The sequence below is a fragment of the Streptomyces graminilatus genome (assembly GCF_001418565.1).
In the GTDB taxonomy this organism is placed as follows: Bacteria; Actinomycetota; Actinomycetes; order Streptomycetales; family Streptomycetaceae; genus Streptomyces; species Streptomyces graminilatus.
In genome coordinates this window covers 1-11,302 of the sequence record NZ_LIQQ01000016.1, presented here as the reverse complement: position 1 = coordinate 11,302, position 11,302 = coordinate 1, and the positions used below count along the sequence as shown (strand labels likewise).

Genomic DNA, 11,302 nt, shown 5'->3' with positions numbered 1-11,302 from the left:
CGGGTGCGGCGGGGGAGGGGCCGCACTCCCGCCCCGTCCTCCCGCTGGCCGTCGGAGCGCTCCGCAACGAGACTGGGTCCGTGCGTCCAGTCACCGCGACGGCCGCTGCCGTCACCGCAGCCCTGGCAGCCGGCGCCGCCAGTGTCGCCGCCGGCCGCTACGCCAGCGACGCCGCCCTCAAGGCGCCCCCGGGCAGGCCGCTGCCCTCCGAGCCCCGGCTCACCGTGCACGCCACCGCCGCCGGCCGGGTCGTACTCACCCGCGCCCTGGCCTCCCAGCGCCCCGGCACCTACGGCCTCGCCGGTGACGGGACCCACGCCGTCGTCGGCCCCGTCCTGAACCACGCGGCCCACTCCGCCGACACCGTCGTACGCCGCCTCGAACGCGTCACCCACGGCACCCTGGCAACCCGCGACAGGGTCTGGCTCACCCCCAACGTGCACGTCGGCGACCCCGGCACCGCGCTCGGCCTCGACCACCGCGACATCGGGATCCCCGGTGAACTCGGCGCGCTGCCCGCCTGGTTCGTGCCCGGCGCCCGCACCACCTGGGTGATCACCGTGCACGGCCTCGGCACCACCCGCGAGCACCCCCTCAACGTCCTGCCCTTCCTGCACGGCCACCAGTTCCCGGTCCTCGACCTCGCCTACCGGGGCGATGCCGGAGCGCCCCGGCCCCAGGACGGCCTGTGCCACCTCGGCGAGACCGAGTGGCGTGACCTCGACGCGGCGATGCGGTACGCACTGAGCCACGGCGCCGAGCACGTCGTCCTGTACGGCTGGTCCACCGGCGCCACCATGGCCCTGCGGGCCGCCGCCCACTCCGCGCTGCGCGCCCGGGTCTCCGGGCTGGTACTGGACTCGCCGGTGCTCAACTGGGAGACCACGCTGCGCGCCCTCGCCACCGCCCGCCGCACCCCGGGCCCGCTGCTCCCGCTGGCCGTGCGCGCCGCCCAGGGCCGCACCGGTCTGCACGGCGACCGCATCGACCGGGCCGCCGACCCCGCCCGGCTCACCGTCCCGGTCCTGATCTTCCACGGCCCCGCCGACACGATCGCCCCCTGGACCCCGTCCCGCCGCCTCGCGGCCGGCCGGCCCGACCTGATCACCCTGCACCAGGTCCGGGACGCCCCGCACGGCGCGATGTGGAACGCGGACCCGGCGACCTACGAGGAAATCCTGCGCCGCTTCCTCACCCCGCTGATGTAGACGACACCCCCGGTCACGCGGGAACCCGGCCGCTCCGCCTCGGCTGTCCCGGCAGTGCCCAGCCGGGCGAAACGCCAGGTCCGAAGCCCCCTGCCCACCTGTCGCCGGACCATGCCTCCCCTTCCGTTTAAGTCTGGACCACTGGCTTGAACACCCCCCTGGACCCTTGCCCGAACCGCCTCCGTTGGCCAGCCCTGTGGCCCGCCGTGACATTCCGTTTGGGTTTTCGGACCGTCAACCGGAAGACTGCACCCGTGACGTCCCGTATCCCGCGCGACTCCAGGCTTCGACTTGTCCGCCCGCGACCCCTGGCCGCCGCCCCACGAGCGATGAACCAGCGGCGCTCGCGCCGCCCCGCCCCGCGTCCGCCCGAGGGCACACCCGCCCCGGCGGAACTGGCCAGAATGGCCCGCTCCGGGCTGGCCGGCGCCGCCCGCGTCGCCCGCTGGGCCGACCCCTCACTCCGGCCCGGCCACGACGGCGGGTCCTCCGACGGCAGGGGAACCCTGTCCGACGCGACCGCCGAACGGGCCGCCGCCGAACTGGGGCTGACCCCGGACCAGGTCCGCCACGACTGGGACACCGCCCGGCTCGCCGGACTCGTCGAGGTGCACGGCGACGTCGCGCGCCCCGGCTGGCGGCTGCGCGCCTGGAACCGCGACGACAGCGCCGTACTGCGCGGCTGGGTCGCCCTCTTCGACGCCTGGTCGATCGCCCACCCGGAGGCCGCGGACCACGAGCCCGCCGCCGTCGCCGAGGTCGTCTCCGCGATGCCCCAGGTGCTCTCCTTCCTCCAGCTGTCCGCGGGGCCCGTCCCCATGGAGCAGCTCCTGGACCTCCTGGAGCAACGGGTCACGGAACTGCGCACCGAGCGCTGCGAGATCCCGTACGGCCCCCAGCCCGAGCCGCTGCCGCAGCAGTCCGAGGCGCCACCCGCCGCCGACACCCCGCTCGCCCCCCTCCTCGACTGGGCGCTGCACGCCCTGGCCTCCGTCGGCGCCCTCACCTACGGCGACGGCCACGCCACGCTCACCCCGCTCGGCAGCTGGGCGGTGTGGGTCAAGCTGGAGCAGATCTGTGTCGCCGCGCAGAGCCCGGCCGGCAACATCGAGCAGAACGCCGAGGACATGCTCCGCGGCTGCTCCCAACTGCGCCCCAACGCGGCCCGCGCCGAATACCGGGCCTGGCTCGCCGCCCGCCCCGTCGGCAGCGCCGTCGCCGAACTCCTCGACGCCGCCCGCGGCGAGGACGCCCTGCTGCGCGGACTCGCCTTCGAGGCGCTGCGCGTGGTCGGCGGCCCCGCCGAGCCCGACGTGCGCGCCGTGGCGGAGAAGAACCCGCTGCGGCCCTACGCCCTGCTCTGGCTGGCCGAGCACGACGGGATCGACCCCGAGGACGCCCACGAGGTGCTCACCCGCGAGGAGGCCACCTGGATGTGGGTCGACACCGCCGCCGCCGTCGCCGACCACGGCGAGGCGCCGCTGCTCGTACGGCATCTGGAGTCCGCGGTGCAGCCCACCATCCCCGCGCTCCTCGACGAGGTCAGCGCGGTCGGCCACCCCCGCACCGTCCAGGTCCTGGTCGCCCTCGCCGCCGCCCACCCCGACCCGGCCCTCGCCAAGGCCGTCCGCCGGGCCGCCTTCCGGGTGCACACCGGAGGCAGCTAGCAGCCGGCTCTCCGGCGCGGAGAGAGAAGGTCAGGGGGAGAGGCTCAGGCCTGAACCCTACTCAGGCCCGAACCTGACTCAGGCCCGAACTTGACTCAGGCCTGTATCTCCGGCGTGTACGTGCCGAAGCTCCAGATGTTGCCCTCGATGTCGCGTGCCATGTAGTCGCGCGAGCCGTAGTCCTGGTCGGTCGGGGGCATCAGGATCTCCGCGCCGTGTTCCACGGCCTGCTGGTGGTGTGCGTCGACGTCGTCCACGACGACGTACACCCCGCAGGGGCCCGCGTCCTTCATCGCCGTGTCGAAGACGCCGCCGCGGCCCTTCGAGCCGAGCATCACCGCGCCGTTGCCCTGCACCAGCTCGGCGTGCATCACCGAGCCGTCCTCCCCCTCGTACACCGACGCCTCGGTGAAGCCGAACGCCTCCGTGAGCTGCCGGATCGCCGCTTTCGCGTCCGCGTACACCAGTGTCGGATAGACGCTGGGACGTCCGCCGCCCGTGCCTGCCATGCCCATCACTCCCTCGGGTCCCCCTGCCGGAGACCGGTAGCCCGTAGCCGGAAACAGGAAACTGAAAGCTGAAAGAACCGGCCTGCGCCAAGTCTTGCACCGACCACTGACAACGCCCCGGCGAGCAGCCCGGCACCCCTTCCCCGGAGGTGCCGGGACCGCAACCGCCGTGGAACCGCGTGACGTCGTCCCCGTACGCCGCCTGAGCTGCGACGCCGGACGCAGGGCCGAACGGGCGACCCGTGCCGAACACCCGAGCGCAGAGAAAGTGCTTGCACGACCCCGTTAGACTGCCCCCATGGCCTGTCTCCTCGCGCATTAGACGGCGGGAACGTCCTCAGCCGCCCACCCCGCCCACACCCCGCCCTGGAGTCTGTCCGTGATCTCCGCCTCCGGTATCGAGCTGCGCGCCGGCGCCCGTGTCCTCATCGAGTCCGCCACCTTCCGCATCACCAAGGGCGACCGCATCGGCCTCGTCGGCCGCAACGGCGCCGGCAAGACGACCCTCACCAAGGTCCTCGCGGGCGAGGGCATCCCCGCCGCGGGCCAGATCGCCCGCTCCGGCGAGGTCGGCTACCTCCCCCAGGACCCCCGCACCGGCGACCTGGACGTACTGGCGACCGACCGCATCCTCTCCGCGCGCGGACTCGACGTCCTGATCCGCAAGATGCGCGAGAACGAACAGCGCATCGCCAACGGCTCGGGCGCCACCCGCGAGAAGGCCATGCGGCAGTACGAGCGCCAGGAGACGGAGTTCCTCACCAAGGGCGGCTACTCCGCCGAGGCCGAGGCCGCCACCATCGCCGCCGCGCTCAACCTGCCCGACCGGGTGCTCGCCCAGCCCCTGCACACGCTCTCCGGCGGTCAGCGCCGCCGTATCGAGCTGGCCCGCATCCTGTTCTCGGACGCGGACACCCTGCTGCTCGACGAGCCGACCAACCACCTCGACGCGGACTCCATCGCCTGGCTGCGCGACTACCTGAAGACCTACCGCGGCGGCTTCATCGTGATCTCCCACGACGTCGAACTGGTCGAGACGGTCGTCAACAAGGTGTTCTACCTGGACGCCAACCGGGCCCAGATCGACGTCTACAACATGGGCTGGAAGCTCTACCAGCAGCAGCGCGAGGCCGACGAGAAGCGCCGCAAGCGCGAGCGCCAGAACGCCGAGAAGAAGGCCGCCGCGCTGAACGCGCAGGCCGACAAGATGCGCGCCAAGGCCACCAAGACGGTCGCCGCGCAGAACATGGCCAAGCGCGCCGACCGGCTCCTCGCCGGGCTCGACGCGGTGCGTGTCTCCGACAAGGTCGCCAAGCTGCGTTTCCCGGAGCCCGCCCCCTGCGGCAAGACCCCGCTGATGGCCGAGGGCCTGTCGAAGTCGTACGGCTCCCTGGAGATCTTCACCGACGTCGACCTGGCCATCGACAAGGGTTCCAGGGTCGTCATCCTCGGCCTCAACGGCGCCGGCAAGACGACCCTCCTGCGCCTCCTCGGCGGAGTGGAGACGCCCGACACCGGCGAGGTCGTGAAGGGCCACGGACTCAAGCTCGGGTACTACGCGCAGGAGCACGAGACCCTCGACCCCGAGCGCTCGGTCCTGGAGAACATGCGTTCCGCCAACCCCGACCTGGACCTGGTCGAGGTCCGCAAGACGCTCGGCTCGTTCCTGTTCTCCGGCGACGACGTCGACAAGCCCGCCGGGGTCCTCTCCGGCGGCGAGAAGACGCGCCTCGCGCTCGCGACCCTCGTGGTCTCCTCCGCGAACGTGCTCCTGCTCGACGAGCCGACGAACAACCTCGACCCGGCCAGCCGCGAGGAGATCCTCGGCGCGCTGCGCACGTACAAGGGCGCCGTCGTCCTCGTCACCCACGACGAGGGCGCTGTGCACGCGCTCCAGCCGGAGCGGATCATCCTGCTGCCGGACGGGGTCGAGGACCTGTGGGGAGCCGACTACGCGGACCTGGTGGCCCTCGCCTGACCGGTCGTCCGGCCCCGGCCGACGGTCGCTCCCGACGGCCGGAGCACTTGATCGAATCGCTGATCCACTTCGTCTGGATCATTCGGCCGATCGGTGATCCATCATCTGAGTGAGATCTCCTCATATCGAGGTGTGTCCTACATCCATTTCACGGCCGGGCCCTTCATCGACAAGGGCCCGGCCGTCGCACGTTCCTGACCAGGCATTTCACGGAGCGACTCGTTCGGCCGTACGGACAGCCGACTATGGAACCACTAATTCCGCTTGTGGGGACGCGCTCCCGTCGTCAAAACCTTGTCGCACGGACCTTGCCGAATGGGTGGCCATGAGGCGCTTGAGGGGTGATCATGAGAGGACCAGAGCGCACTTCCCACGAGGAGGCACGGGTGGCCGAGACTCTGAAGAAGGGCAGCCGGGTAACCGGCGCCGCGCGCGACAAGCTCGCGGCAGACCTGAAGAAGAAGTACGACTCCGGTGCGAGCATTCGAGCGCTGGCCGAAGAAACCGGTCGCTCGTATGGCTTCGTACACCGGATGCTCAGCGAGTCGGGCGTCACGCTCCGTGGCCGGGGCGGGGCGACACGGGGCAAGAAGGCCGCTTCGGCCTGATCCCCGGCGACTCGTCGGCTTCGATGGTGACCACCCGGTCGGTCGGCTGACCGGGCGGGTGGTTACTGTGCAGTCACTTAGGTGTGTCCCACTTGGGGTACGCACCTGATCCGACCGCACTCATCGGAGGCGCCCCATGGCTTCGTTCGACCAGGACGTTGTTGGTCAAGGTCCCGAAGTTTCCGCACTCGACAAGGACGGCGTACGGCTCACCGTCGACGACACGGTCGCCACGGTGACGCTGACCAACCCGGCCAAGCGCAACGCGCAGAGCCCCGCTCTGTGGCGGGCGCTGGCCGAGGCCGGTCGGCTGCTGCCGGGCACCGTGCGTGTCGTCGTGCTGCGCGCCGAGGGCAAGTCGTTCTCCGCCGGGCTCGACCGGCAGGCGTTCACGCCCGAGGGGTTCGACGGCGAGCCGTCTTTCATCGACCTCGCACGCAGTGACGACGCCACGCTCGACGCGGCCATCGCCGGGTATCAGGAGGGCTTCACCTGGTGGCGGCGCAGTGACCTCGTGTCTGTCGCCGCCGTCCAGGGCCACGCCGTCGGCGCCGGCTTCCAGCTGGCGCTCGCCTGTGACCTGCGCGTCGTCGCCGACGACGTGCAGTTCGCGATGCGCGAGACCAGCCTCGGCCTCGTCCCCGACCTGACGGGCACTCACCCGCTCGTCGGCCTCGTCGGCTACGCCCGCGCGCTGGAGATCTGCGCGACCGGCCGCTTCGTCGGCGCCGAGGAGGCCGTGAACACGGGCCTCGCCAACACCGCCGTACCGGCCGAGTTGCTCGACGACGCCGTGCGCGACCTGACCGCCGCGCTGCTCGCCGCGCCCCGGGACGCCCTCGTCGAGACGAAGGCGCTGCTGCGCGGCGCCCACGGCCGGACGTACGACGAACAGCGCACCGCCGAGCGCGCGTCCCAGGCCCGCCGACTGCGGGACCTGGCAGGCGTCGGCGACTGACCGCGACTCACCGCGACCGACCGCGACACCGGAGGGCGCGCCCTCAGCACCCTCCGGTGCCGCTCGGGCCGTCGGCCCACACCTGCACCGCACTTGTACCGCACCCGCATCGCACGGGTGTCCCCCTGTCGCCTGCCTGCCGCATCCCCGGCGCGCGTCCGCGCGTCCGCACCTACTGTGGGTCGTGGGGGACGACCGGCAGGGAGGTACGGCGATGACCGACATGACCCGGCGGAACCGGCCCGAGCAGCCCGACGACCAGGGCGCCGCCCCGCAGTCCGCCCAGTCCCGGAAACCGAACGTCACCAAGCGCGGCGGGGGTGACCCGGCCGACCGGGGGCGCACCACGATCGCCGACGGAGTCGTCGAGAAGATCGCAGGGCTCGCCGCCCGTGACGTCCCCGGTGTGCACGCCATGGGCAGTGGCCTGTCCCGGACCTTCGGCGCGGTCCGTGACCGGGTGCCGGGCGGCACCTCGAAGTCCGTCTCCCGCGGAGTGAAGGCCGAGGTCGGCGAGGTGCAGACCGCCCTGGACCTGGAGATCGTCGTCGAGTACGGCTTCTCGATCGGCGAGGTCGCCCGGGCCGTGCGGGAGAACGTCATCGCCACTGTCGAACGTATGACCGGACTGGAAGTCGTCGAGGTCAACATCGCGGTGACGGACGTCAAGCTGCCCGAGGAAGAGGAAGAGGAACCCGAGCCGCGGCTGCAGTGACGGATTCGGGGCATCGGGAAGTACCGGGGCGGAACCGGGAAGGGACCGGGAAGGGCAGGGCAGCATGAATATCGCCGTGATCGGCATGATCGCTGGAATGGCGCTGGGATTCGCCGGGTACTTCGGCGGCTTCGGCGCGTTTCTGCTGGTGGCGGCCCTGGGCGCCCTCGGCTTCGTCGTCGGCCGGTTCCTGGAGGGAGACCTGGACCTGGGGGACTTCTTCCGCACGCGCGACGACAGACGGCGGTGACGCCCCGTGGCCGAGGACCAGTCCGGTGCGGAGCGGCGGTCCGGTGACGAGCGGTCCGGACAGCCCCGTACGCCCGGCAGGGCACCGACGGTCGTGCCGCCCGGGGAACGCGGCGCGACCCGGATCGCCGACCGGGTCGTGGCGAAGATCGCCGCACGGGCGGCCCGTGAGGCGCTGGCCGGGCTGCCCCCGGACGCGGTACCTCCGCACGCCACGGTCGTCGTCCACCACGACAGGGCCCGTGTCCGCATCAGCCTCGAACTCCCGTACCCCTCCGATATCGGGGGCCTGTGCGCGACGGTGCGTGACCGGGTGGCTTCGCGGGTACACGCACTGGCGGGAATGGATGTGCCGGAGGTAGCCGTCGAGATCGAGCGGCTGCATCTGGCACCGCCGCACGGCGCGGCACCAGGGAAGGCACAGGGGAGGACGCGATGAGCGAGCCCCAGGGCTTCGACGGCTCCGGGAACACCCGACGACTGCCGGTGCTGGAGAAATCGGACGACACGGCGACCGGCGCCCACGGACCGGGACGGTCCTCGTCCGCCTCCGGCTACGACCCCCTGCCCACCCTCGGACACGCGGACGACGCCCATGGAGGCCGCCGCTTCTGGTCGGCGCGCCGGGTCCCCGCGGCCGTCCTCGCGCTGCTGATCCTCTGCGGCGCGGGCTTGTTCCTCTACGACATCGCCGCCGTACGCGCCCACCGCCCCGCGATGGCCTGGCGACGGTCGCTCGCCAGGCAGCTCGCACAACGCCCCCTCGACGACATCTGGGTCCTCGTCGGCGCCGGTGTCGCGGTGCTCCTCGGCGCCTGGCTGTTCGTCCTCGCCGTCACACCCGGCCTGCGCGGTGTCCTGCCGATGCGGCGCGCGCACGCCGATGTCCGGGCGGGACTGCACCGGGCCGCCGCCGCGATGGTGCTGCGCGACCGGGCCATGGAGGTGTCCGGCGTCCAGACGGTCAGGGTCCGGACGACCCGTACCAGGGCCGACGTCCGCGCGGTCTCCCACTTCCGCGAACTCGACGACGTACGGGCCGACCTGGACCACGTGCTCGCCGACGCGGTCAGGAGCCTCGGCCTGTCCCGGCCGCTTGCTCTGTCGGTGCGGGTCGCCCGCCCCGGCCGGAAGGGGTGAGGGCGGATGGCACGGGTCGTCAACCGCGTACTGCTGGGCCTCGTGGGCCTGGTCCTGATCGGCGTCGGCGGCTCGGTACTGGGCGTGGGCCTGGGGGGCTGGTGGCCGGCGTGGTGGATCCACGGCGACCGCCACGACGTCCTGCTGAGCGACGCCGAACGCACCCACTTCCGGGACGCCGGCTGGTGGTGGCCGACGGTGCTGGCCGTCCTGGCCGCCGTGGTCCTCCTGGCCCTGTGGTGGCTGGCCGCCACACTCCGGCGGCGCCGCCTCACCGAGGTGCTGATCGACACGGGCGACGGGCAGGGCGCCCTGCTTCGGGGCCGGGCCATGGAGAACGCCGTGGCGGGAGAGGCGGCCCGCCTGGACGGCGTGGAACGCGCCCAGGTGACCCTGACCGGCCACCGCATGTCCCCGGAGGCTCGGGTCCAGCTCGTCCTGCGGCCCCACGCGGCCCCGGGAGAGACGGTGACCCGTCTGACGGCGGAGGCCCTCACGAACGCCCGTGACTCGGCGGGCCTCACGTCACTGCCGACCGAGGTGGAACTGAAGGCGGTCAAACACCGCGCGGAGAGGGTCAACTAGCTCTCACCGGCCTGCGGACGCCCAACAACAAGCCATCCGGGCTTGAGAGTTGTCGGGGCGTCCGCAGCAATTCGACGCGCCACTCGATCACTTCGCGACTCGATCGTTATTTCCCGGGGGGTTGACTTTGAAGCGTCATCCCGCATGCCGATGTGGGCGTCGCCGTGACTCGGCACCCGCAGGTGGGACCGCGTGGATCGCGCCGATGTGGCGCCACGGCTTCGCCCGGATGTGTGGAGCACGCACCTCCGGCGTCCCTGGTGCTCCGAGAGGGAACGCTTTCGAAATCCCGGTTGATTCATCGCGATTTCCAAAGGGATTTTGCGTCCCGCGCTGCCGGAATTCTATTTGCTTTCAGGGGGTTCAAAAGAATGTTTTCCCGCCGGCCATTGGGGCCCGACTTGTTCCGTTTTGCCTGTTCGGTCGGGCTTTTCAGTTTCCTCGGGCGACCTCTTCCGGCCCTCGCACTCTGGGGTTTGCTCATTTTGGTAAAGAACTATTAAACGTGCCCTGACCTGCGTATTTGATGTGGCTCGGGTGGTGAATTGCCTGGTGAATACCCTCCCGGGGGAGCCTTCTCGTCCCGCCTTCCTCATTGCCGACGGAACCCGCCCAGGAAATTGCCCGTCTATCCCGGCGCAAGGCCGCAGCGGCGGTTCTCTTTCCTTGCGTGTTGCTCGGATGGACACATCACAGGAGGCAGCTTCAGATGGCTCGAATCTTCGTTGTGGGCTCAGGCGTCGTGGGAACGGCGACAGGCAAGGGGTTCCTCCACGCAGGCCACAAGGTCACGTTCATCGACGTCGACGAACGGCGACTGGAGGTGCTCCGCTCGGAGGGCCTGGACGCGCACAGCAGGCTCGATCTGCGTGCCGAGCCGAGCTCGTTCGTCTTCCTCACGCTGCCGACGCCCAACGTCGGACACGCCTACGACCTCTCCGCGTTCGAGGCGGGCACCGCCTCCGTGGGCGAGTCGCTGCGGGAGTCGTACGAGTCCCACATCGTGGTGGTGCGCTCGACGGTTCCGCCGGGCACGGCGGAGAGCCTGGTGCAGCCCTTGCTGGAGAAGCACTCCGGCAGGACAACCGGCGAGGGGTTCACGGTCGCGAGCAACCCGGAGTTCCTGCGGGCCGCCTCGGCGGTCGAGGACTTCCGGCACCCGTGGATGACAGTGGTCGCCTCCCGCAGCGCGCGAACCCGGGAACGGCTCGGCGAGCTGCTCCAGCCGTTCGGCGGTGACCTGCGGTTCTTCGAGAACCCGGCCGAGGCCGAACTGGTCAAGTGCGCGCACAACATCTACAACGCCACGAAGATCAGCTTCTGGAACGAGATGTGGCTCGTGAGCCAGGAGCTGGGACTGGACCTGGACCCCATCGCCCAGACCGTGGCACGGTCCGCGGAAGGTTCCGTCAACCCGCTGTACGGCATCCGCGGCGGCGCCCCCTACGGCGGTGTCTGCCTGCCCAAGGACACCCAGGGCTTCCTGGGCCTGGCCGACTCCATCGGCCTGCACATGCCACTGCTCAAGGCAGTGGTCGAGGTGAACGACCAGTTGGCCGGTGCGGTCGGCGAACGGTCCGGTACGCCGGTCACCAGCGCCGTGTAACGAGGGGCCGGCGCGCACCCTTTCCCAGAACCGCTGGGGCCCGGGCGCCCAGGCGTTCCCCCCTCGCCCCGAGGCCCCC

General features: G+C 71.4%; 12 protein-coding genes. 11 read left to right on the top strand and 1 reads right to left on the bottom strand.

Annotation, left to right across the window (positions count from 1 at the left end; translation table 11 throughout):
* The first annotated feature begins 80 nt into the window (after positions 1-80).
* Positions 81-1,208, top strand: coding sequence for an alpha/beta hydrolase family protein (locus tag AOK08_RS01910; RefSeq protein WP_055522981.1), 1,128 nt, complete (start codon positions 81-83; stop codon positions 1,206-1,208).
* Positions 1,209-1,462: 254 nt separating this feature from the next.
* Positions 1,463-2,875, top strand: coding sequence for a DEAD/DEAH box helicase (locus AOK08_RS01905; protein WP_198539075.1), 1,413 nt, complete (start codon positions 1,463-1,465; stop codon positions 2,873-2,875).
* A gap of 95 nt (positions 2,876-2,970) precedes the next feature.
* On the opposite strand, the gene AOK08_RS01900 is transcribed toward AOK08_RS01905, so the two are convergent.
* Positions 2,971-3,384, bottom strand: coding sequence for a VOC family protein (locus AOK08_RS01900; RefSeq protein ID WP_055522977.1), 414 nt, complete (start codon positions 3,382-3,384; stop codon positions 2,971-2,973).
* A gap of 379 nt (positions 3,385-3,763) precedes the next feature.
* Between AOK08_RS01900 and AOK08_RS01895 the strand changes: the two genes are divergently transcribed.
* From AOK08_RS01895 to AOK08_RS01855, 9 genes are all read left to right on the top strand, one after another.
* Positions 3,764-5,362, top strand: coding sequence for an ABC-F family ATP-binding cassette domain-containing protein (locus tag AOK08_RS01895; protein ID WP_055522976.1), 1,599 nt, complete (start codon positions 3,764-3,766; stop codon positions 5,360-5,362).
* A gap of 386 nt (positions 5,363-5,748) precedes the next feature.
* Positions 5,749-5,970, top strand: coding sequence for a helix-turn-helix domain-containing protein (locus AOK08_RS01890; RefSeq protein ID WP_006123601.1), 222 nt, complete (start codon positions 5,749-5,751; stop codon positions 5,968-5,970).
* 136 nt (positions 5,971-6,106) lie between these two features.
* On the top strand, positions 6,107-6,928 hold the full coding sequence (locus AOK08_RS01885; RefSeq protein WP_055522974.1) for an enoyl-CoA hydratase/isomerase family protein: 822 nt from the start codon (positions 6,107-6,109) through the stop codon (positions 6,926-6,928).
* Positions 6,929-7,142: 214 nt separating this feature from the next.
* Positions 7,143-7,643 (top strand): Asp23/Gls24 family envelope stress response protein, encoded by a 501-nt coding sequence (locus AOK08_RS01880; protein ID WP_055522973.1) that lies wholly within the window; start codon positions 7,143-7,145, stop codon positions 7,641-7,643.
* 64 nt (positions 7,644-7,707) lie between these two features.
* On the top strand, positions 7,708-7,893 hold the full coding sequence (locus tag AOK08_RS01875; RefSeq protein ID WP_055522971.1) for a hypothetical protein: 186 nt from the start codon (positions 7,708-7,710) through the stop codon (positions 7,891-7,893).
* 6 nt (positions 7,894-7,899) lie between these two features.
* A complete protein-coding gene (locus tag AOK08_RS01870; RefSeq protein WP_079053767.1) occupies positions 7,900-8,331 on the top strand; it encodes a hypothetical protein in 432 nt (143 codons plus the stop codon).
* The gene (locus AOK08_RS01865; protein ID WP_055522969.1) at positions 8,328-9,032 is read left to right on the top strand and encodes a DUF6286 domain-containing protein; all 705 of its coding nucleotides are present in this window, start codon (positions 8,328-8,330) and stop codon (positions 9,030-9,032) included. Before AOK08_RS01870 ends, AOK08_RS01865 begins: the two co-directional genes overlap by 4 nt.
* Positions 9,033-9,038: 6 nt before the next feature.
* Positions 9,039-9,617: an alkaline shock response membrane anchor protein AmaP gene (gene amaP, locus AOK08_RS01860; RefSeq protein ID WP_055522967.1), complete on the top strand. Its 579-nt coding sequence runs from the start codon at positions 9,039-9,041 to the stop codon at positions 9,615-9,617.
* Positions 9,618-10,326: 709 nt separating this feature from the next.
* Positions 10,327-11,223 (top strand): nucleotide sugar dehydrogenase, encoded by an 897-nt coding sequence (locus tag AOK08_RS01855; RefSeq protein ID WP_079053766.1) that lies wholly within the window; start codon positions 10,327-10,329, stop codon positions 11,221-11,223.
* Positions 11,224-11,302 lie beyond the last annotated feature (79 nt).